Raw genomic sequence first — 22458 nt, 5'->3', positions numbered from 1 at the left:
AAACTTTTAAATTGTTACATTGATGTAACTAATACATTGGCAAATTAAAACAATGATTCAACTTAAAAATATAGACGAGCTTCGTCTGATGAAAGAAAGTGCACGCTTGGTTTCCAGAACATTAGGAATGTTGGCTAAAGAAATCAAACCGGGAGTTACTACTTTATATTTAGATAAATTAGCACACGATTTTATTAAAGATCATGGAGCAGAACCCGCATTTTTAGGATATGGAGGTTTTCCATATTCATTATGCATTTCCCCAAATGAGCAGGTAGTACATGGTTTTCCGAGTAATGAGGAAATAAAAGAAGGTGATGTTCTTTCCGTAGATTGTGGTGCAATTCTTAATGGTTTTGTAGGAGATCATGCATATACTTTCGAAATTGGAGAGGTAAAACCTGAAACCAAAAAATTATTGAAAGTTGCTAAAGAATCTCTTTATAAAGGAATTGAGCAGTGTGTAAGAGGAAAAAGAATTGGAGATATTTCGTTTGCTATTCAAAATCACTGTGAAAAAGAAGGTTATGGTGTTGTAAGAGAATTGGTTGGTCATGGTGTAGGCAGAAAAATGCATGAGGATCCTCAAGTACCTAATTATGGAAGACAGGGAAGTGGAAAAGTGATAAAAGACGGTTTAACAATTGCTATTGAACCCATGATTAATTTGGGAACAGAAAAAGTAAAGTTCCATAATGATGGATGGACGGTTACTACCTTAGATAACCAGCCTTCTGCACATTTTGAACATGATGTAGCCGTAATTAATGGTAAACCTGTATTGCTTTCTACATTTCAGTATATTTATGATGCTTTGGGAATAGTAACCGATGAAGAAAAAGCTTTTCAATTAGACTTTTAAATGAAAAAGCTTACTAAGTTTTTGCTTAATAAAATTCCGAGACCGGCACTTATCCAGATGAGTGTTTGGGCACGTCCACTTATTTATCAGTTTTTCAAAGGAAATCAGTTTTTAGATCCTATTGATGGGAAATCTTACCGGAAATTTCTTCCTTACGGATATGGAAATCAGCGAGAAAATGCATTATCACCAGGAACTTTAAGTCTGGAAAGACACCGCCAAATGTGGCTTTATCTTCAGAATGAAACAGATTTTTTTATAAAAAATTATAAAGTTCTTCATATTGCTCCAGAGCAGGAATTTTTAAGAAAGTTTAAAAAAATGAGCAATCTTAATTATATTTCTGCAGATTTGTATTCTCCAATTGTTGATGTTAAAGCAGATATACTAAATCTTCCTTTCCCGGACGATAGTTTTGATGTAGTATTTTGCAACCACGTTTTAGAGCATATTCAAGACGATTCTAAAGCCATGAAAGAACTTTATCGGGTAATGAAGCCTGGAGGTTGGGGAATATTACAGGTTCCGATGAAAAATTCTCTGCAAAAAACGTATGAAGATTTTACAATTACAGATCCAAAAGAAAGACAAAAGCACTTCGGACAGTACGATCATGTCCGTTGGTATGGAATGGATTATTTTGACCGTTTAAAATCTGCGGGTTTCACTACTGAAGTTAATTTTTATTCTCAAAAATTTACCGATGAGGAAATAAAGAAATACGGATTAAGAAAAAACGAAATTCTACCGATTGTACAAAAAAACTAAAAAACGGCTTCATTTTTTGAAGCCGTTTCAGTTTATTAATTATATTTTCATTGGTAAGTTAGTGTGAAACTGCTTTTAAACCAATTACAGAACCAATTAAAGTACAAATAAAAAATACTCTCCAAAAACTTGCAGGATCTTTAAATACAAAAATACCTACTAATGCAGTTCCTACGGCTCCAATTCCTGTCCATACCGCATACGCTGTTCCTATTGGTAAAGTTTCTGTTGCTTTAATCAGCAAAAGCATAGAAACGGTTAAACAAGCTAAAAAACCTGCAAACCACCAATACATTTCATTTCCGTTGGTTTCTTTTACTTTTCCTAGGCAAGATGCAAAAGCTACTTCAAATAATCCTGCAATAATTAAAATAATCCAGTTCATAGTATTTATTTCTGATTTTAAAGCTCAAAAATAAAGCTTTTAAATTGAACTATGAAGATTGTCTATTTTTGTTTTAGTAACTTTGCAAAACTTAAAAAACAGAACATTAAAATTTAAACAAAATAAATGCACAAAGCAGGATTTGTAAATATTGTTGGAAAACCAAATGCCGGAAAATCTACTCTTCTTAATCAGCTGATGGGAGAGAAGCTGGCTATTGTTACCCAAAAAGCTCAAACTACCAGACATAGAATTTTCGGAATTTATAATGAAGAAGACTTACAGATTGTATTCTCGGATACGCCGGGAGTTTTAGATCCTAAATACGGTCTTCAGGAAAAAATGATGGATTTTGTAAAAGATTCTTTGCAGGATGCTGATGTTTTTCTTTTTATCGTAGATGTTACCGATAAAGCAGAACCTTCGGAGTTCTTAATAGATAAACTTAATAAAATTCCGGTACCGGTACTTTTGTTATTGAATAAAGTAGACCAAACCAATCAGGAAGGTTTAGAAAAACTGGTATCCGATTGGCACGAAAGAATTCCAAAAGCTGAAATTCTTCCTATTTCTGCACTCAATGCCTTCAATACAGACATTATTCTTCCAAAATTGAAGTCTATGTTACCAGAAAATCCGCCATATTACGATAAAGATATGTATACGGATAAGCCTGAAAGATTTTTTGTAAACGAAGCTATTAGAGAAAAAATTCTTTTGAATTATGATAAAGAAATACCTTATTCTGTTGAAGTAGTAACGGAAATGTTTAAAGAAAAAGAGGGAATTATTTTTATAGATTCTATTATTTATGTGGAAAGAGATACCCAAAAAGGAATTTTAATTGGGCATAAAGGGGAAGCTATTAAAAAAGTAGGTACTGAAGCTAGAATAGATCTGGAAAAGTTTTTTGCAAAAAAAATCCATCTTAACCTTTTCGTAAAAGTGAAAAAAGACTGGAGAAAAAACGATCGTGATCTTAAAAACTTCGGATACAGATAAACAAATTGATAGCCAATTTCCTTTATAATAAAGATTTTTATTACCTTTATGTAAATTTTTTATTCAATGAGCTATTTAAACTCAAAAACCAATCCTTTGCTTTGGGATATTGTTATTTTCGTGGTTAGGTTATTTGTAGGATTCGCTATGATTTCTCACGGATTTCCGAAACTTCAACAATTAATAGAAGGCGGTGAAATTCAATTTTTCGATTTCTTAGGATTAGGGACAAAAGTGAGTTTGACATTAACGGTTTTTGCCGAATTTGTCTGTTCAATTTTTATAATTTTGGGCTTGTTTACAAGAATAGCAACCGGATTTTTAATATTCACCATGATTATTGCAGCATTTGTTGTACACGGTTCTGACGGTTTTGATAAAAGAGAATTAAGCTTATTGTATTTATCCGTTTATTTAATGATTATCTCATTTGGAGCCGGAAGGTTTTCGGTGGATCATATGATAGAAAAAAGACGGAGAAGTTCTCAATGGTAAAAATATACTAAAATACAAATCCCGAAATATTTCTAAATATTTCGGGATTTTTTTATTGTTGAACGCTTGTTCTTAAGCTAATTTCTGAGAATCTGCTACAAACTGAGCCAATCCGCTGTCTGTTAAAGGATGCTTCAACAAGCTCAAGATTGGAGGAAGAGGAGAAGTAATTACATCTGCACCAATTTTAGCACAGTCGATAATGTGCATAGAATGACGGATAGATGCTGCTAAAATCTCAGTTTCGTACATATAATTATCAAAAATTAATCTGATTTCCTGAATTAAATTAAGACCATCTGTACAAATATCATCTAATCTTCCTAAAAACGGAGATACATACGTAGCTCCAGCTTTTGCAGCCAATAAAGCCTGTCCCGGAGAGAAAATTAAAGTACAGTTTGTTTTAATTCCTTTATCCGAAAAATATTTTAAAGCTTTAATACCATCTTTAATCATTGGGATTTTAACAACGATATTAGGATGAATCGCAGCAAGCTCATCTCCTTCTTTAATCATCTCTTCGTAAGTAGTAGAAAGTACCTCTGCAGATATATCTCCGTCTACGATTTCGCAGATTGCTTTATAGTGGTTTTTAATTGCTTCGGCACCCTGAATTCCTTCTTTTGCCATCAAAGACGGATTTGTGGTTACACCATCCAAAATTCCCAAGTCTTTAGCTTCTTTAATCTGCTCTAAATTCGCAGTGTCAATAAAAAATTTCATTCGATTTATAGATTTATTCCCGCAAATATAATGAATACTTTGTAATTAGTGGTTTGATAGGAAAATGATTAGTTTTAATTATCTTTGTTTTTATCTGAAATATATTAACAGTAATTACACCATGAATATTATATTGGCTTCAACTTCAACGCTTTTTGGAGGGGAATATCTTGAGTATTTAAAAGCAGAATTAATAGAATTATATAAAGGAATAGACGAAATTATTTTTATTCCGTTTGCAAGACCAGGAGGGATTTCTCATGAAGAATATACAGAAAAAGCAAAATCATTCTTCAAAACAATAAATATCTCTGTAAAAGGGCTGCACGAATTTGAAGATAAGACTGAAGCCTTAAACTCGGCAAAAGGATATTTTACAGGCGGCGGAAACACTTTTTTACTTGTAAAAACTTTACACGAAGAAAATCTGATGTCTGTTCTGAAACAAAATGTAGAAAAAGGAAAAGCGTACTTGGGATGCAGCGCAGGAAGTAATATTGGCGGACAGAATATGAAAACAACCAACGATATGCCGATTGTATATCCGCCAAGTTTCGATTGTATGGGATTGGTTCCGTTCAATATCAATCCGCATTATTTAGATCCAAATCCCGATCTTAAGCATAATGGAGAAACCAGAGAAACGAGAATTAAAGAATTTTTAACGCAGAATAATACTAAAGTAATTGGTCTTCGGGAAGGAAACTGGATTCGCAGGGTAGGAAGCACAATAACCGTAGAAGGAAGCGAATCTACAAGGATTTTTGAGCAAGGAAAAGAACCTTACGAAATTGAAGCGGGAAGCAGATTATAACCTATTCATCATTGCAAATAAAATCGAATCTCAATTTTAAATTTTTATTAATAATGAAAAAAATAATCGCGATATCAGTTTTTTCTACACAAATAGTTTTTGCACAAAATATTTCGCAGAAACTGGATACTGCGACCAAAAATCTCATGAATTCTCCTTTGGCGGTTTCATCTAATATTTCTTTGTACGTTGCAGATGAAAATGGTCAGCTAATTTATGAATATAACGGAAATAAAGGACTTTCCACTGCTTCAACACAGAAAATTTTTACTGCAGCAGCTGCTTTAGAAACTTTAGGAAAAAATTACACCTACCAAACAACCGCTTCTTATTCAGGTACAATTTCTAGTGGAAATTTGAACGGAAATTTATTTATTTCCTCTAATGGTGATCCTACATTGGGAAGTTGGCGGTATGAAGGTTTCAAACCTGAAAATTTCAAACAAAAATTTTTAGAAGCTTTAAAAAAAACCGGAATTACAAAAATTTCTGGCGATTTAATTATTGATGATTCTTATTTTGATCATCAGACAATTCCCGGAGGCTGGCCGTGGGATGATTTGGGGAATTATTATGGAGCAGGGATTTGGGGAATTAACTGGAGAGAAAACCAATTCGACATCAATATCAGCGGAACCGATTTTAAAAGCTTTTCTTATCCTTTAGAAGGTGTACAATGGCTGAATGATCTCAAAGCAAGCGGAAATTCAGACCAAAGTTTAATTTTTACTGCGCCTCATTCTGATGTAGCTTTAATCAACGGAAATTTACCTTCCGGAAAAATAACGACAGTTTCCGGAGCTGTTCCAAATCCTCCTTTACAGTTAGGTGTAGAAGCTATAAAATGGTTGAAAGAATCGAACATTGAAATTTCCGGTAAAGTTGTTACCAATTCACAACTAGAAATTGAAGGTAAATCTCCATTCAATATTTCAAAAAATAAAGTTATCCTCCATTATGAATCTCCAACACTAGATAAAATTGTCTATTGGTTTTTGAGAAAAAGTGTGAATTTATATGGAGAAGCTCTTATAAAAACATTGGGAAAAGAAAAAAAACAAAATTCAAGCTTCAAAAGCGGTGTAGCGTATTTAAAAGAGTTTTGGACATCAAAAGGGATCAACTCTAATATGATTAATTTTGCTGATGGGAGCGGACTTTCACCTCAAAATTATGTTTCTGCAAAAGCTGAAGTTCAAGCTTTATTATATGCTAAAAAACAGCCTTGGTTTTCCAGTTATTACGAAGGATTTCCTACACAGGATAACGGAATGAAAATGAAAAGCGGAACCATGAGAGATACAAAATCTTATGCAGGCTATCACACCGCAAAAGATGGAAAAAAATATGTGTATTCTGCCATCATCAATAACTATCAGGGAAGCGGAAGTACAGAATTGCAGAAAATTCTAAGTGTTTTAAAATAAATACATTGAAAAAACGGTCTATTTTTGCCAGATTCAATAACTGGTTTATTTTTGCAATGATGACTTTAGTGGTTATCTCTATCGTTATTTCGTCTACTTTGGTTATTAATTATCTTAAAAAAGAAGAAATAAAAAGGGTAGATATTTTGGTAAATGCGATTAAATTTCAGCAGGATGCCGTTACACCAAGTTTGGAAGTTCAGGGTTTACTGCTTAATATTTACAGTTCTAATACCACAATTCCCGTAATTATTCTGGATAAGAACGATCAGGTTATAGAGTTTAAAAATCTTCCGAAAGATTTTAAAACAGAAACGAAAGATGTGGTAGAACTCGCAAAAAAAATGGAAAAAAAATATCCTGCCATCGAAATAAAAGTACAGGGAGGAAACGATCAGTTTGTTTATTACGACAACTCAAAAGTTCTCAATTATCTGCAATATTCTCCATATCTGTTAGGATTATTTGTATTGAGTTATTTTCTATTCTCTTTTTGGTTTTTAAGAACAGTAAAAAAGACAGACGAAGGTTATCTTTGGGCGGGTTTAGCCAAAGAAACTGCACACCAAATAGGAACGCCGCTTTCTTCGATGATCGGATGGATGGAAATTATGAAACTTGAAAATCCTGATTCTGAAGGTGTTGTAGAAATCGAAAAAGACATCGAACGTCTGAGAACAATATCCGAAAGATTTTCTAAAATAGGATCTGTTCCTGAACTGAATGATCTTGATTTTAATAAAACCATTCAGGATAATTTTGATTATCTCAGAACAAGAATTTCAAAAAAAATAGATTTCACGTTACAGATTCCTACCTATAAAATTTTGGTTCCGCACAATAAAATTTTAATGAGCTGGGTAATTGAAAATTTGGTAAAAAATGCTGTTGATGCTATGAAAGGTGAAGGAACCTTACAAATGTCTGTTTTCGAACGGAATAAAAATATTTTAGTTGAAGTAAAAGACAGCGGCAGCGGAATGACAAAATCTCAGGCAAATAATGCTTTTAAACCGGGTTATTCTACCAAAAAACGAGGTTGGGGATTAGGTTTAAGTTTAGCCAAAAGAGTAGTGCAGGAATATCACAACGGAGATATTAAAATTTCTCAGACCGAAATTGGCAAAGGGACAACATTTAGAATTCTCATTAAAAAGGAAGGATCTTAGCAAAACGAAAAAAAGTTCGTTATAGAAAGTAAAAATTTTCACTATTTTTGAAGCATGATTAAAGCGACTAATATTCATAAATTTTATGGAGATCTGGAGGTATTGAAAGGTGTTAATATCCATATTAAAACAGGCGAAGTAATTTCTATTGTGGGAGAATCCGGAGCAGGAAAATCTACTCTTCTTCAGATTTTAGGAACATTAGACAGCGCGTCTAACCCTAAAAATTACGGCACAGAAATTACCCTGAATGGTGAGTCTTTCATCAATATGAATGATAAGCAGATTTCAAAATTCAGAAATCAAAATATTGGTTTTGTTTTTCAGTTTCATCAGTTATTACCAGAATTTACTGCTTTAGAAAATGTTTTGCTTCCTACAAAAATTGCCGGCAGCAACGAAAAAGATGCGATGGAAAAAGCACAACAGCTTTTCGAAGATCTTAAAATAGCACATAGAATTAATCATAAGCCCAATCAGCTTTCCGGAGGTGAAGCACAGAGAGTTGCAGTTGCAAGAGCGTTAATTAATTCACCAAAAATTATTTACGCAGACGAACCTACCGGAAATTTAGACTCAAAAAATGCGGATGATCTTCATCGTCTATTTTTCGACTTGAGAGATAAATACAACCAAACTTTCGTAATTGTAACTCACAACCCGCAGTTGGCAGAAATTACCGACCGCAAATTAGTGATGAAAGACGGAATGATTATCGAATAGCATCTCTTCTTAAGTTCTTAAGCTTTTTTTTATTACATTTGTGTGAAAGAAAACACAAACAAGATGTCTATAAAATTTTTAGCTGAAGACGACCGTCCCAGAGAAAAGTTCCTCCTGAAAGGTAAAAATTCTCTTTCAGATTCAGAACTTTTAGCCATCATTATGGGAAGTGGCAGTAGGGAAGAATCCGCTGTGGAACTGGCAAGAACAATTCTGAATTCTGTGAATAACAATTGGCATCAGTTGAGTCTTCTTACCATAAAAGATTTAATGAAATTTAAAGGAGTGGGCGAAGTAAAAGCTATTTCTATTGCCACTGCTTTAGAAATTGGCAGAAGACGGTCTGCACAAGAAATTCCAGAGAAGCCACAAATTTCTTGCAGCAAAGAGGCTTATGATATTTTGAAAATCCATCTTTCCGATCTCAGAACAGAAGAATTTTGGGCAGTTTTCTTAAACCAAAGCAATAAAGTAATTCACTTTTCGCAATTAACCCAAGGCGGAATAAGCCAGTCTATTGTAGATGTTAGAATTTTGTTTAAAACTGCTTTAGAACATTTTTCTACAGGTCTTATTATTGCTCACAATCATCCTTCCGGAAATAAAAAACCGAGTGCTGAAGATATTAGTATTACCAAAAAAATAAAAGATGCAGGAAACCTGATGAATATTCAGCTTTTGGATCATTTAATTATTACTCAAAACTCTTATCTTAGCTTTGCCGATGAAGGTTTATTATGATTAGAAGATTACAGTACCACGAAATTGATTTTGAAAAATATTCCAATTGTCTGGAAAACTCTGTTCAACGCAAGTATTCTGCAACAAAATTATTCTTAGATATTACTTCAGATAAACATTGGGAACTCCTGATTTACAACGATTATGAAGCGGTAATGCCCGTTCCGTTTGTACAAAAAATGGGAAAGAAAATAGTTCATAACCCAATGCTTTGTCAACAGTTAGGAATATTTTCAAAACAAGATCATATTGAAATTAATGAAGCTTTTCTGAAGTATTTAACTCAAAATTATCTGATCAGGATTTACAATTTTAATGAGTTTAATCAATTTAAAACTTCTCTTACGACCAAAAAAAACTTCCTCATTACTCCTAAAGATTATAAAACGGTATTTTCGCAATACTCTCCGAAAAGAAAAAGAAAGCTCCGTCTGGATGATGAAGTTGTTAAAAATTCTGAAATCAGAAAGGTGAATTTTATCGAAGTGGAAAATTTTATCAGAGAAAATTTTTTGGGAGCTAGCAAAGAAGCTGATGTTGCCTCTTTCATAAATATTTTTAAGAAAATGGATATTAATGGCTGTATAGAATTATCTGCGTTTTTTTTGAAAGAAAAAGTAATTAATGTAATTATTACTTATATGGATGATTGTACGGTTGCACTTTTAGGCACTTTTAACGATAAAGATTTTGTAAAAGTTTCGGGAGCTTCCACATTAATAGATCATAGCATACAAGAAAATATCAGCCAACGTATTTTTGATTTTGAAGGAGGAGAAATTCCGAATGTTGAAGAATTTTTTCGTGGATTCCGGCCAGAACTTCGTCCTTATACTTCCATCAGCTATTCCAAAAAAGATCTTATCAAAAAAATGCTTAGCTTGAAATTTATCATGAAATCTTAATTTAATAGTTGGTTAAACAGCATTTTAAATATTATTCCCTACATTTATATCTGTTTTATGAACCATTTACGTAATGCTAAAGAAAATCCGTAATTACAAGCTTCCATACGTTATTTATAACTTTTTCAATAAGAAAAAACTCAAACATAATATTCCGCTTTACAGAAAATTTGGGATTAATAAAAGTTATTTTTCGAGCATTTCGAGCAAAGATTTTGCACATCTTCCCGAAAAAGAAAGACAGTTGAATGCTCAGAAGCTTTTTAATACTGAATTTTACAAAAATTTAAGCCAAGAAAATCAGATCAGTGCACAAGGTTTCGATGAAAATGGCTATCTTATTTTAAAGAATTATCTGAGTTCTGAAACGGTAGATAACATAAATAGCGAAATAGACCGACTTTTAAAAGACGGAACGATACAATTTCGTTATGCAGGAAAACTGATGTTTGTCATTCATCATTCAGAAATATTGAAAAAAATAGGAACAGACCCAAAACTTTTAGAATTTTTATCGGTTTTAATGGATGGAGATGCCAAACTTTTTCAGAGCATTAATTTTATTAATGGAAGTCAGCAGAAAACGCATTCAGACAGCATTCACATGACTACTTATCCGTTGGGCGGTTTACTCGGAGTTTGGATCGCGTTAGAAGATGTAGACGAAAACAATGGCGCATTACATTATATTCCTAAAAGCCATAAACTTCCTTATTTCCTGAATTCCGATTACGATAATGAAGGAAGTTTCCTGAAAATTGGTAAAAAAAGCTATAAAGCTTATGAAGAATTTTTGGAGGGAAAAGTAAAAGAATTAGGTCTTAAAAAAGAAGTTTTCCGAGCAAAAAAAGGAGATCTTTTAATATGGCATGCCAATATTTTGCATGGTGGCGAACCTCATATTGATAAAAGCAGAACAAGAAAAAGCCTTGTTTATCATTATTTTGATGAGCAAAGTATATGCTATCATGAAGTTACTCAAAGACCTGCCTTATTTGAAGTTTAAAAAATTGAATTAGATTTTTATAATCATTAATATGTCTTCAAAATTTATATATTTCACTCTGAAAAAGATTTATCCGAAAAAGCATTCCGAAAACATATTTTATTATTAATTTTGCGTCCTTAAATTATGGTAAACTTTTCAGATTATCTTCCGTATGCTGCTGCACTTGTTATTGCAATACCTTTTTTGGTTTTGCTGCGACAGTTTGTGCATACCTATATTAATTTAAAAAATCAGGAGCTAAAACTGCTTTCTGTAAAATCTAACTCCGAAAACAAAACCCATTCTTACGAAAGAATGACTCTTTTTCTGGAAAGAATAAAACCTTCCAACCTTATTTTGAAGTTCGATAAAGATCTTGCAGTGCACGAATTCATTTTTCTTACCGAGAAAACGATCAACGAAGAATTCGAATATAATGCATCGCAGCAGTTGTATATTACCAAAAATTCTTGGCAGAATATTGTAGATTCTAAAAATGCCATTATAGACTTATTGCACAAAACGTATACAAGTTTAAACAACAATCCCGATCTTAATGAATTTAAAACTGTTTTCATTATGAATTATATAAATGAAAACGATTTTATTGGTGCTACCATTGAAGATTTAAGAAGGGAAATTATAATCATTGCTTAATTGAAAAATAAATAAAAAATCATGATTCCAAATTTTAAAGCCCATCCATGGCACGGAATTTCTGCGGGAGAAGATTCGCCAAACGTTGTGAATGTTTTTGTGGAAATTGTTCCTTCAGACACTATTAAATATGAAATAGATAAAACAACAGGTTATCTTAAAATAGACAGACCTCAGAAATTTTCTAATATCATCCCTGCATTATACGGTTTTGTACCTAAAACATATTGCGATACAGAAGTAATGAAACTTGCTGTAGAAAGCGGTGCAACAGATGTTACTACCGGAGATCACGATCCTTTGGATATTTGTGTTTTGAGTTCTCATAACATTACTGGAGGTGTTTTATTGGAAGCTGTCCCAATTGGTGGATTCAAGATGATTGATGGTGGCGAAGCAGACGATAAAATTGTTGCTGTATTGGTAAACGATCATGTTTTCGGACAGTTCAGAGATATTTCAGAAATACCAAAGGCTGAAGTAAACAGATTGATGCACTATTTCCTAACCTATAAAAATTTACCGGATGAGCCTGCAAAATGCAGAATTCAGGAAATTTACGGTGCAGATCATGCTAAAAAGGTAATTGAAGCATCTAAAAAAGATTATTCGGATAAATTTGGAGGATAGTCTTTGAATTTTCAAAATAAAATAGAAGAACAGATGAATAATTTCATCTGTTTTTTTGTGTTTAAGATGGTCATTTTTCTTTTATCTAAAGGTTTCTGCTTAAATGCTCCAGAGCCTGAATAATGACATCATCCTTTTTTGCAAAACTGAATCTTATATAATCAGAATCTTGTTTGGAATTATAAAATGCTGAAAGTGGTAAACATGATACTTTCTTTTCTACAGTAAGCCATTTAGAAAATTCAACATCCGTCATTTTTTTATTTACTTCACGAAAATTAACGATTTGAAAAAAACCACCTTCTGCGATTTGTTCAGTTTTCAAAGGGGTGTATTGCAACAAATGATTGAAAGTATCTCTTTTATCCTGCATCAGTTTTCTGTTATCTTCAGGTTCAAAAATCTTTAAAAAGTTGGCAATCGCATATTGGCACGGAGCATTGGTACTGTAAGAAATATATTGTTGATAATTTCTGAATTCTTCCAACAGATTTTCAGCTGCTATAAGATAACTTACTTTCCAGCCTGTTGCATGAAACATTTTCCCGAAAGAAAATATACAGAATGTTCTTTTTTTAAGCTCCGGATGAAGAAAAGAACTGTAATGGTATACAGAATCGTAACAGTAAATGTCGTAAATTTCCTCTGAAATCAAATAAATTTCTTCGTTCTTAATAATTTCATAAAGATGATCCCAGTCTTCCTTTTTCCAGACTTTACCCGTTGGATTTTGGGGTGAATTTACAATAATGGCTTTCGTTTTTTTCGAAATACAATCACGAAGTTTTGTCCAATCTACACTGAAATCTTCTTCAAGGTCATAATAAATGGGAATTCCACCATTAATTGTGATAGAAGGAGCATAAGTATAATAAGACGGCTGAATAACAATAACTTCATCTCCAAAATTAAGGATAGATTTTAAAGCTGTAAACAACGCAAAAGTAGAGCAGGGAACAATATTAATTTCTTCCTTTTTTAAATCTAAACGATGATTTCTTTTAGAATGCAGAGTAATAATTCCGTCAATTAACATTGCATTTCCCGTAAGAGATTCATAACGGTGCGAACATAAATCTGCCGCTTCTTTCAGATACTCTCTCAGCCGAGAATCTACCTCGAAATCGGGAAGTCCTAACGACAAATCATAACTTTGATGTCTCGAAGCCAACTCCGACATTTCAGTAAAAAACGTAAAGTCATTAAATTCGTAAATTTTTGCCATATAGTCTTATATCAAATATATAAAAAAATAATATCTGCAAAACAATTTGATTTTTTTTGTTAATTTTAAAGCAAAATAGACTTATAAATATTCTTCTTTTTAACTGATTAATAATTTCAAGTATAATATTTTAAAACTTCAAATAATTTCTATGAAAAAAATATTCATTCCGCTTTTAGCCATTTCTTTGTTGTTGAGCTGTGTTACTACACAAGTTAATAATGAAGTAAATAAGGAAAAACAAAATCCGAAAGAGATTGGTTTTTTATCTGCCTTTAAAGAAATTAAACTTGAGGATTTAAAGCAAAATTTAACCGTTATTGCCTCCGATGAAATGGAAGGACGAGATACCGGAAGTCGCGGACAGAAAAAAGCAGGTGAATATATGATTCGTTTTTACAAAAATCTTGGGATTTCTTTTCCAAAGTCTTTGGGATCTTATTATCAGAAAGTTCCTGCATCTTATATGCAACAAAAAGGTGGTTCTAATTTACCCGATTCCGAAAATATTCTCGCCTTTATTGAGGGAAGCGAAAAACCGGAGGAAATTATTGTGATTTCTGCCCATTACGATCATGTAGGAACACAAAATAATGTTGTTTATAACGGTGCAGATGATGATGGGAGCGGCACTGTAGCAGTTATGCAGATTGCAAAAGCTTTTCAGACGGCTAAAAAGGCAGGAAATGGCCCCAAAAGATCTATACTTTTTCTGCATGTAACCGGTGAAGAACATGGGCTTTTTGGCTCCGAATATTATTCAGATCATCCTGTTTTTCCTCTTGGGAATACGGTTGCCGATCTTAATATTGATATGATTGGTCGGGATGATCCGGAAAATAGAGGCAAAAATTATGTGTATGTAATTGGTTCAGAAATGTTGAGTTCACAGTTGAAAACCATTATTGAAGAAGCAAACATCAAGATTAACAATCTTGAACTGAATTACAAATACGATGATCCTAATGATCCTGAAAAACTGTATTACCGTTCAGATCATTACAATTTTGCCAAACATAATATTCCGGTTGCATTTTTCTTTGACGGAATTCACGAAGATTATCATGAGCCAACAGATGATGTAGAAAAAATAGATTTTCCTTTACTGCAAAAAAGAACTCAGCTTATTTTCGCAACAGCCTGGGAACTGGCAAATCGTAAAGAAAGAATTGTTGTAGATAAAAAATAGCGGATGGACATCAGTATAAAATCGATTAGACCTTTCATCGGAGCTTCAAATTTTGAAATCAGTTTTTATCAAAGGAAATTTTGCGTTTTACCTTCAGGATTACAATGCTAAAGAATGGATAGATAATACCATGATTTTTGTGGAAGTTGAAGATACAGACAAATTTTGGAATGATTTAGTCTCCTTAAATTTAACAGAAAAGTATTCTGGTGTAAAATTAACTCCTGTTAGAATGATGGATTGGGGAAAAGAATGTTTTGTGCACGATCCTTCAGGTATTTTGTGGTATTTTGGTGAATTTTTTTCTTCTTAAATCATATTTTCTTCAGTGGAAAAGAAATATTCACAATAAAAGAGTCCGCTCTTTAGGAACGGACTCAGTAGATAAAAACATCTCATTTTTTAGTTAGACAACAACAAAAAAGCACAGCCGACGATGCTGTGCTTAAATTTTTATTTTAAACTTAATTGCAATTTCGTGTACGAAAAAAGCAAAAGTAAATTTCATTTGGATTTGTTTTGCAGAGTAAATGTAGACAATATTTTTTATACGGTTGATGAACTTAATGTTAAAATTCACAACTTATAAACCATATTTTGTTGATGGATCTACATGATATAAGCTTTACACATAATAATGACTATTTATAAGGTTTTTTACTTATAGTTTTTATTTATAAGTTATAATGATTATATTTGCAGAATGATTGCCGTTATTACCGGAGATATTATCAATTCACAGCATTCTGCTACAGAAGTATGGATTACCAGACTTAAAAATCTTCTTGAAAAATGGGGAAGTGCACCAAAAGTATGGGAAATTTACAGAGGAGACGAATTTCAGCTGAAATGCAAAATAGATGATGTTTTTTGGTGTTTTTTAGCCATAAAATCATTAATAAAAAGTCAGGAAAATTTAGACGTTAGAATTGCCATTGGCATCGGAGACGAAAATTTTTCTTCCGAAAAAATCACCGAATCTAACGGATCTGCTTATGTAAATTCAGGAAGATTACTCAATGACTTGAAAAGTGACGGACATACCGTTTCTATAAAAACATCCAACGATTCTGTAGACTGCGATCTGAATATCCTTCTGAAATGGGCTTCAAAAGATTTTGATAACTGGACAATGGCTACCTCAGAAATCATCCACGAAATGATTATGAATCCCAACAGTACACAGGAAGATTTGGCAAAAAAATTCAATATTTCGCAATCTTCTGTAAGCCAAAGGCTGAAACGTGCCAATTACGAACTTATCGTAGAAACCAATCAGTATTTTAAAAAGAAAATTTCAGAGCTTTAAAAAATGATTTTCGCACAACTCATATCAGCACATTTAATTGGAGATTTTATTCTTCAGCCAAACGCTTGGGTTGCAGATAAAGAAAGTAAAATTCTGAAAAGCAAATATTTATACTTTCATGTACTCATTCACACTATTCTGAGTTTTATTTTCCTTTGGAATCTTGAACTTTGGTGGGTTGCTGTTGGAGTGGGAATTTCGCATTTCATTATAGATGTCTGTAAATTAAAATTTCAAACTGCTGAAACCAAAAAAAACTGGTTTTTTATCGATCAGGCATTACACCTTTTGGTGATTGCTTTGTTTTCTTTTTATTTTAAGGAATTTAATCTTGAAGTATTTAAAAATCATAATTATTTAAAAATTTTGATGGCTGTTATATTTTTAACAACACCTGCATCAATTTTTATAAAGATATTATTATCATCTTGGACTCCCGTAACAGAAGAAGAAGGAAACAATCAGAATGAATCTCTCTCGAATGCAGGAAAATATATTGGAATATTAGAGCGATTAATGGTTTTTACCTTCATAACCGTAAACCACTGGGAAGGAGTAGGTTTTATGATTGCTGCGAAATCTGTTTTCAGATTCAGCGACTTGGCACAGGCAAAACAGAGAAAACTTACAGAATATGTATTAATCGGGACTTTATTAAGTTTCGGAATGGCAATTTTAACTGGAATTTTAATTAAAATATAAATCTATCTAAAAAAGTAATTTTATAAAATGGAAAAGAAAGAAATGTTGTACGAAGGTAAAGCGAAACAAGTTTTTGCTACCGATAATCCTAATGAAGTTGTAGTACGTTTTAAAGATGATGCTACTGCATTTAATGCTCAGAAAAGAGGATCTGTAGATTTAAAAGGCGAAATGAACAACGCTATTACCACTCTTATTTTTGAATATTTGAATGAAAAAGGGATTAAGACTCATTTCATTAAACAATTGAACGAGAGAGAGCAATTGGTAAAGAAAGTTTCTATTATTCCTTTGGAAATGGTAGTAAGAAATTATTCTGCAGGAAGTATGGCACAGAGATTAGGAGTGGAAGAAGGAATTAAATCTCCTGTAACCATCTTCGATATCTGCTACAAAAAAGACGAGTTGGGAGATCCGCTTATCAACGATCATCACGCAGTTTTCTTAGGAGCTGCAACGTATGAAGAACTCGATGAAATGTATGAATTAACTTCTGATATCAACGAAATCCTGATCGACCTTTTCGACAAAATGAACATCATCTTGGTTGACTTCAAAATTGAATTAGGAAAAACTGCTGACGGTGAAATCATCCTTGCAGACGAAATTTCTCCTGATACTTGCAGACTTTGGGATAAAGATACCATGAAGAAGCTGGATAAAGACAGATTCAGAAGAGATCTTGGCGAAGTTACTGAAGCTTATGTTGAGATATACAATAGATTGAAAGCTGTACTTAATAAGTAAGATTTCAAATGTCAGGCATCAGATGCTAGATTTTTAGCTCTGAAAATGATTTGTTATTTAACAAAATTAAACTGAAGTTAGTTTTTAGACTAAGATCTGATATCTGACTTCTAGCATCAATAGAAAAAATAGAAATGAAAAGTTTAGACATTCATAAAAGTGAATATTTAAAACAATTTGAAACCCAAACCTACGGAAGAAATCTTTTCAGAACGCAGGAGGAAGAAAGATTAGACGCACCTAACGAAGAATGCGGAATATTTGGTATGTATTCGGACGACGATTTGGATACGTTTTCTCTTTCTCAGTTCGGGCTTTTTGCATTGCAGCACAGAGGTCAGGAAGCATGTGGTATTTCCGTTCTTAAAAACGGTAAAATTACCAACATGAAAGATGAAGGTTTGGTTTTAGATGTTTACAAAGAGATCTCGGATCCGGAAACTTTTATGGGAAATTCTGCAATCGGACATACACGTTATACCACTGCAGGAGACAAAAAGAAGTATAATTTTCAGCCATTTTTCGCCAAAAATGAATACGACCAGATTATACTTTCCATTGCACATAATGGGAATCTTACCAATGCCAAAGAGCTGAAAAAAGAATTGGAAGCAGAAGGAGTGGTATTCCGGGCTACTTCCGATTCTGAAGTTATTTTGAGATTAATTCAAAAAAATCTTGATCTTGGCCTTCGTTCCGCAATTAAAGCAACAATGGAAAAAATTGAAGGTGCCTATTCTGTGGTAGGAATGACGAGAAACAAATTCTTCGCATTTCGGGATTTTAACGGAATCAGACCTTTGGTTTTAGGAGCAATTAATGAGAATTCTTATGTTGTTGCTTCAGAATCTGTGGCTTTAGATGCAGTGGGTGCACAATATGTTCGCGATATATTGCCTGGAGAAATTATTTACACCAATGAAAATGAACCGGGAAAACTTCATTCTTACATGGTAGATGAAGAAAAAGGTAAACAGAGAATATGCTCTTTTGAATATATTTACTTTGCAAGACCCGATTCTTCCTTAGAAAATATCAACGTGTATGAAATAAGAGAAAAATCTGGAGAGAAAATCTGGGAACAGGCCCCATTGGAAGCCGATGTGGTGATTGGTGTTCCCGATTCGGGAGTTCCGGCTGCTATTGGTTTTTCTAAAGCTTCGGGTATTCCGTTCCGTCCGGTTTTAATTAAGAACAGATACATAGGTAGAAGTTTTATTGTTCCAACCCAGGAAATGAGAGAAAGGGTAGTGAACCTGAAACTCAATCCAATTATTTCTGAAATTAAAGGTAAAAGAGTTGTTATTATTGATGATTCTATTGTGCGTGGTACAACTTCTAAACGATTGGTGAAAATTCTTAAAGATGCCGGCGTAAAAGAAATTCACTTCCGAAGTGTTTCTCCGCCAATTATTGCACCATGTTATTTAGGAATAGATACTCCTTCAAAAGATGATTTAATTTCTGCCAACATGTCTATTGAAGAGCTTAGAGATTATTTAGGAGTAGATTCTTTAGAATTTTTGAGTGTTGAAAGTCTAAAAGAAATTTTGGGTTCTTCTAACCACTGTTTTGGCTGTTTTACAGAAAAATATCCTGTAGAAAAAGGAGAAGAAGTAGAATTGTTTAATTAAATAAATAGTGCTAAAAATAAACAACCGTTATTTAAATGACGGTTGTTTCATTAGATATACAAATCAATATTATAACAACTTTGATAATTGAATTTTAAATATTACTAATATTGATTTTAGAATTAATTTATTTAATTTTTGGTCAATTGTTTAATTCCCCATTATCAAATTTAAAGTTACTTATTTAATTCTTCTTAAAAGTTTTTGTACAACTTTAATTTTAAATTGTAATACCCTATAATTATCTCATTTTGAATTAACTAGGATAACTTACAAAAAATCAACAAGATTAAAAGTAGCTTTACTCTGTAAGTTAAGGGTTAATGTAGATTCCACTTTTTATAATACTTTTTTAAATGATGAAAGGAATCAATATAAAGTAGCTTTATGTTTGATTGATCAATTAATTTTTTATATATTTTTCTATTTTTTGGTGCATCAAAAACAATATATTTAACAAATTTCAAACTAATTTGTGTTTTTACTCCATCAAGATTTCCAATACGGCTATTAGAATTTTTAAAAGTCCTTATAAAATATCTAATTAACGTTCCTGTCACTTTAAAATCCAGCCAAATAACAGTAGTTGCATTAGAAAATCTGTCAGTCATTAGAAAACTATAATTTCCTTCAATTATCCAATATCTATTATTTTTAAGGAAAATATCATGATCTATCTTTAGATCTTTTTTTTCTCTACGTTTCCAATTAGAATTAGGAAAATGCGCTATCTGATCCAGATAACAGACTGGAAGGTTAAGTCTTTCACTTAATTTTTTTGCTAATGTAGATTTTCCACTGGAGCTAGGTCCAATTATACAAATTCGATTTCCTAATTCCTGCAATTTAATCATAATTACTTTTATACAGTTTTTTATAGTTAGTATAGCTCAAGATAAGAGAGACAGATTTGATATTTTTTCTATAAAATAAATTACAAAAATAGGTAAAATAGAAAAGAGTAGGATTGTGTGTTTGGACATGTTTAATTCTTAATTGTAAGTGAAATTATTGAGATAATTTCAATAGTAATTTAGTATTGCTTTTCTGCCGATTTGTAAATATTCATTTGTTAGCATCTATTCACAAATTAATATGAGACTTAGATAATTTTTCACATCAACATAAGCAAAGCCAGTATAACAACTGAAAAGAAAATATCAATAACTTGACTCAATCTATCTGAAACTTCCACTTTTTTGTTATGTTTCTGAAAAATGGGAATAAGCATTCTTCTTTCAATATCTATTCCAAGCAGTTTAGATTTTAAACTCTCTGCTATTACAAAATCTTCTTCTTTTATCATCAGGTAGTGGAAATCGTAAACTTCCTATTCCAAAGTTTTAAGGTAAGAGTTCAGTGTTTTGGTTTCTTGACTATTACCTACAGCTTTCTATGATTATTATCTTATTTCTTTGGGTCGATATACCTTTTAGCTACACACAAATGTAAGCTAATCTTGTTTTTAAGTTTCTAAATAAATATGGAGAGTATAAAATATACGTTTATAAAACACAACTAAATAATACTTGACTGTGCGTATGGCTTTTTGTTTATGAAACAATTCTTTGAAAGTAAAATGGAAAAGTTAATTGTAAGCCGCGGCTAAATACATTTATTTTTTTCAAATTATAAACAATACCATCTATTTAGATAAAGACAAAACCAAACTTAAAGCTCGTTCCATATAAATTTTGTCAAAATGTTAGATTCTATTATTGTCGACTGGGTTGATTTACTGCGGAAACATCTGTTCGGTGCTGTGCCCGGTAGCGTCCATTAGGAGAGGCGTGGGTAAATTAGTCGCAAAACTTCGTCTGCTTATATGGTTGGAGACAATTTCACTTTTCCATTTCCACATCATGCGAACGGAAACCAAATCTTCTTCTTGCATTTACGGTTTCGTTAATACATGCAAGTCTGGCTATTTCTATTATCTTAGATTTATAATGCTGAATATCCATTAGTTGAGGAAAAATTTCTCCATTTTTTGTCAATTTATTGATTACTGTAGGATGCAATGGTAGTAAAATCTTCTGCTGTATAAATAAGAGACATATTGTACCTTTTGTATTTTTCAAATGATTGGTTTCAAGACCCATAAAATCAGAGAAACGTTGTCCTGTGTAACAGCTTATTAATAGCCAATCGTTAGCAGCCTGCAATGCCTGAGGAACATCAGTATTCTTATTCATTTCTCTATTGAAAACGAAAACATTTACAAACTGAATGAAAGTTAAAGCTGTTATTTTACTCAATATCCTTGTTTTAAAAGCATTAAAAGATTTTGCGTAGTTATTTCTGATTTTAAATTGGTCACAAAGTTGAGAGAATAAAGTCTCAATTCTTTTTCTGGATTTTCTGAAAGTATATTTCTGTTTTTGATATTTTTTTTGATTGCTTCTCATCGGTATGTGTAGTTCTATACTCGCATAAACGGTCAGAACACAAAAAAGTGAATCTGATGAAATTACAGTCTTTGAAGGTTTTTTTGATTATCTTACGTATAGAAATATGAAAAAAGAACAAAATTCAGATTCTTTAATCCTTAATTCCACTTCGATGTTCTTTAGAGTTGAAAACGAACTGAAAAAATATAATAAAATATCATTGTTCTTGGATAATGATAGCAATGGGAAATCTGTTACAGCAAAAATGCTAAGTCAATATAAAAATGTGGAAGACTGTTCTTTGATTTATAACGGTTTTAAAGATCTGAATGGATGGTATTGCGAATGAAAATAGAGATCGATTAATCAAAAATAAAAATTTCTGATACGGTACCGTCTACAAATATTTAGGTTCCAAGTCTTTTTTTAAAGGAGATGTATTACTCTATACGTGCCAAGCGCATATTCGTCAAACAATGTAATACATGGTATTTTGATAATACTTTTTTTGTTACGTCAAATTCATCGGCTGATCTTACGATTAATTCAAGCAATTCAACTCTAATAAAGATGAAAATAAAGTAACCAAGGTTGAAATACCGGATTATATTAATAAATCATCCAGCCATAAGTATGTATCGTCCTCTGTTTCAGAATCTACAATAAAAATTTTCCCTAATCCTGCGAAAGAAAAAGTAAATGTTTCTTTTAACACAGGCAATAAGGAAGAAAAAGCAAAACAGATTCAGATTTTTGATGCGAGAGGAACAGTTAAATTCGTTAAAGAATTAAAATCTTCATCAGGAGAATTGGAAATCCCAATTGATGAGTGGCTTCAAGGCGTCTACATTGTGATTGTCCATACAAATGGAAAAGCACTTCAAGGTAAGTTAATTAAAAAATAATCATTATAAAATGCAATGTTTTGAGAATAAACACTGCATTTTCATAATTATTTTACTAAGTTTAA

At 32.2% G+C, this 22458-nt stretch carries 26 protein-coding genes and 1 pseudogene; 21 read left to right on the top strand and 6 right to left on the bottom strand.

Features of this window, described 5'->3' with window-relative positions:
* The first annotated feature begins 52 nt into the window (after positions 1-52).
* Together map and MTP08_RS06625 are read left to right on the top strand one after the other, a co-directional pair.
* Positions 53-862, top strand: a complete 810-nt coding sequence (gene map, locus MTP08_RS06630; protein ID WP_209390652.1) for a type I methionyl aminopeptidase — start codon at positions 53-55, stop codon at positions 860-862.
* Positions 863-1630, top strand: a complete 768-nt coding sequence (locus tag MTP08_RS06625; protein ID WP_243577603.1) for a class I SAM-dependent methyltransferase — start codon at positions 863-865, stop codon at positions 1628-1630.
* A 58-nt stretch (positions 1631-1688) separates the two neighbouring features.
* Here MTP08_RS06625 and MTP08_RS06620 read toward each other — a convergent pair whose 3' ends face one another.
* Positions 1689-2015, bottom strand: coding sequence for a DMT family transporter (locus MTP08_RS06620; protein ID WP_243577602.1), 327 nt, complete (start codon positions 2013-2015; stop codon positions 1689-1691).
* A 126-nt stretch (positions 2016-2141) separates the two neighbouring features.
* On the opposite strand from MTP08_RS06620, the gene era reads away from it, so the two are divergent.
* Together era and MTP08_RS06610 are read left to right on the top strand one after the other, a co-directional pair.
* Positions 2142-3017 carry a GTPase Era gene (era, locus tag MTP08_RS06615; protein ID WP_243577601.1) on the top strand — a complete coding sequence of 292 codons (876 nt, stop codon included), beginning with the start codon at positions 2142-2144 and terminating at the stop codon, positions 3015-3017.
* Between the two features lie 66 nt (positions 3018-3083).
* A complete protein-coding gene (locus MTP08_RS06610) occupies positions 3084-3512 on the top strand; it encodes a DoxX family protein (protein ID WP_243577600.1) in 429 nt (142 codons plus the stop codon).
* A 72-nt stretch (positions 3513-3584) separates the two neighbouring features.
* On the opposite strand, the gene fsa is transcribed toward MTP08_RS06610, so the two are convergent.
* Complete coding sequence (gene fsa, locus MTP08_RS06605) at positions 3585-4238, bottom strand: fructose-6-phosphate aldolase (RefSeq protein ID WP_209390647.1); 654 nt, start codon at positions 4236-4238, stop codon at positions 3585-3587.
* A 121-nt stretch (positions 4239-4359) separates the two neighbouring features.
* Between fsa and pepE the strand changes: the two genes are divergently transcribed.
* The 9 genes from pepE (at position 4360) to MTP08_RS06560 (ending at position 12292) form a co-directional block, all read left to right on the top strand.
* Positions 4360-5052: a dipeptidase PepE gene (gene pepE, locus MTP08_RS06600; RefSeq protein WP_243577599.1), complete on the top strand. Its 693-nt coding sequence runs from the start codon at positions 4360-4362 to the stop codon at positions 5050-5052.
* Positions 5053-5105: 53 nt separating this feature from the next.
* On the top strand, positions 5106-6479 hold the full coding sequence (gene dacB, locus MTP08_RS06595; protein WP_243577598.1) for a D-alanyl-D-alanine carboxypeptidase/D-alanyl-D-alanine endopeptidase: 1374 nt from the start codon (positions 5106-5108) through the stop codon (positions 6477-6479).
* 5 nt (positions 6480-6484) lie between these two features.
* A complete protein-coding gene (locus MTP08_RS06590; protein ID WP_243577597.1) occupies positions 6485-7648 on the top strand; it encodes a sensor histidine kinase in 1164 nt (387 codons plus the stop codon).
* A gap of 54 nt (positions 7649-7702) precedes the next feature.
* Entirely contained in the window at positions 7703-8371 is a 669-nt protein-coding gene (locus MTP08_RS06585) for an ABC transporter ATP-binding protein (protein ID WP_209390644.1), read from the top strand.
* A gap of 63 nt (positions 8372-8434) precedes the next feature.
* The gene (gene radC / locus MTP08_RS06580; RefSeq protein ID WP_243577596.1) at positions 8435-9112 is read left to right on the top strand and encodes a RadC family protein; all 678 of its coding nucleotides are present in this window, start codon (positions 8435-8437) and stop codon (positions 9110-9112) included.
* Positions 9109-10017: a hypothetical protein gene (locus MTP08_RS06575; RefSeq protein WP_243577595.1), complete on the top strand. Its 909-nt coding sequence runs from the start codon at positions 9109-9111 to the stop codon at positions 10015-10017. Before radC ends, MTP08_RS06575 begins: the two co-directional genes overlap by 4 nt.
* 73 nt (positions 10018-10090) lie before the next feature.
* Positions 10091-11023 (top strand): phytanoyl-CoA dioxygenase family protein, encoded by a 933-nt coding sequence (locus MTP08_RS06570; protein WP_243577594.1) that lies wholly within the window; start codon positions 10091-10093, stop codon positions 11021-11023.
* A gap of 126 nt (positions 11024-11149) precedes the next feature.
* A complete protein-coding gene (locus MTP08_RS06565; protein ID WP_243577593.1) occupies positions 11150-11662 on the top strand; it encodes a DUF7935 family protein in 513 nt (170 codons plus the stop codon).
* Positions 11663-11683: 21 nt separating this feature from the next.
* Positions 11684-12292 (top strand): inorganic pyrophosphatase, encoded by a 609-nt coding sequence (locus MTP08_RS06560; RefSeq protein WP_243577592.1) that lies wholly within the window; start codon positions 11684-11686, stop codon positions 12290-12292.
* Between the two features lie 85 nt (positions 12293-12377).
* Here the strand turns inward: MTP08_RS06560 and MTP08_RS06555 are convergent, their stop codons facing one another.
* Complete coding sequence (locus tag MTP08_RS06555; protein ID WP_243577591.1) at positions 12378-13517, bottom strand: aminotransferase class I/II-fold pyridoxal phosphate-dependent enzyme; 1140 nt, start codon at positions 13515-13517, stop codon at positions 12378-12380.
* Between the two features lie 151 nt (positions 13518-13668).
* Between MTP08_RS06555 and MTP08_RS06550 the strand changes: the two genes are divergently transcribed.
* The 6 genes from MTP08_RS06550 to purF all read left to right on the top strand — a co-directional run bounded on the left by MTP08_RS06550 (position 13669) and on the right by purF (position 19098).
* Positions 13669-14706 (top strand): M28 family metallopeptidase, encoded by a 1038-nt coding sequence (locus tag MTP08_RS06550; RefSeq protein WP_243577590.1) that lies wholly within the window; start codon positions 13669-13671, stop codon positions 14704-14706.
* Between the two features lie 52 nt (positions 14707-14758).
* On the top strand, positions 14759-15019 hold the full coding sequence (locus tag MTP08_RS06545; RefSeq protein ID WP_317233007.1) for a VOC family protein: 261 nt from the start codon (positions 14759-14761) through the stop codon (positions 15017-15019).
* Positions 15020-15409: 390 nt separating this feature from the next.
* Positions 15410-16015 (top strand): SatD family protein, encoded by a 606-nt coding sequence (locus MTP08_RS06540; RefSeq protein ID WP_243577589.1) that lies wholly within the window; start codon positions 15410-15412, stop codon positions 16013-16015.
* Positions 16016-16018: 3 nt separating this feature from the next.
* A complete protein-coding gene (locus MTP08_RS06535) occupies positions 16019-16717 on the top strand; it encodes a DUF3307 domain-containing protein (RefSeq protein WP_243577588.1) in 699 nt (232 codons plus the stop codon).
* A 27-nt stretch (positions 16718-16744) separates the two neighbouring features.
* Positions 16745-17464: a phosphoribosylaminoimidazolesuccinocarboxamide synthase gene (purC, locus tag MTP08_RS06530; protein WP_209389344.1), complete on the top strand. Its 720-nt coding sequence runs from the start codon at positions 16745-16747 to the stop codon at positions 17462-17464.
* A gap of 134 nt (positions 17465-17598) precedes the next feature.
* Entirely contained in the window at positions 17599-19098 is a 1500-nt protein-coding gene (purF, locus tag MTP08_RS06525; protein ID WP_243577587.1) for an amidophosphoribosyltransferase, read from the top strand.
* 320 nt (positions 19099-19418) lie between these two features.
* Here purF and MTP08_RS06520 read toward each other — a convergent pair whose 3' ends face one another.
* The 3 genes and pseudogenes from MTP08_RS06520 to MTP08_RS06510 form a co-directional block, all read right to left on the bottom strand.
* Positions 19419-19952 carry a P-loop NTPase family protein gene (locus MTP08_RS06520; protein WP_243577586.1) on the bottom strand — a complete coding sequence of 178 codons (534 nt, stop codon included), beginning with the start codon at positions 19950-19952 and terminating at the stop codon, positions 19419-19421.
* A 260-nt stretch (positions 19953-20212) separates the two neighbouring features.
* Positions 20213-20404: a hypothetical protein gene (locus tag MTP08_RS06515; RefSeq protein ID WP_243577585.1), complete on the bottom strand. Its 192-nt coding sequence runs from the start codon at positions 20402-20404 to the stop codon at positions 20213-20215.
* Between the two features lie 883 nt (positions 20405-21287).
* Positions 21288-21533: pseudogene (locus MTP08_RS06510) on the bottom strand (transposase); the annotation flags it as partial.
* Positions 21534-21612: 79 nt separating this feature from the next.
* Here MTP08_RS06510 and MTP08_RS06505 point away from each other — a divergent pair.
* A complete protein-coding gene (locus tag MTP08_RS06505) occupies positions 21613-21837 on the top strand; it encodes a toprim domain-containing protein (RefSeq protein ID WP_243577584.1) in 225 nt (74 codons plus the stop codon).
* 247 nt (positions 21838-22084) lie between these two features.
* A complete protein-coding gene (locus MTP08_RS14765) occupies positions 22085-22393 on the top strand; it encodes a T9SS type A sorting domain-containing protein (RefSeq protein ID WP_394803772.1) in 309 nt (102 codons plus the stop codon).
* Positions 22394-22458: the final 65 nt, after the last annotated feature.

Source organism: Chryseobacterium oryzae (genome assembly GCF_022811665.1).
In the GTDB taxonomy this organism is placed as follows: Bacteria; Bacteroidota; Bacteroidia; order Flavobacteriales; family Weeksellaceae; genus Chryseobacterium; species Chryseobacterium oryzae.
The sequence above is the reverse complement of the archived record's forward strand: the minus strand, read 5'-3'. Positions and strand labels throughout refer to the sequence as shown.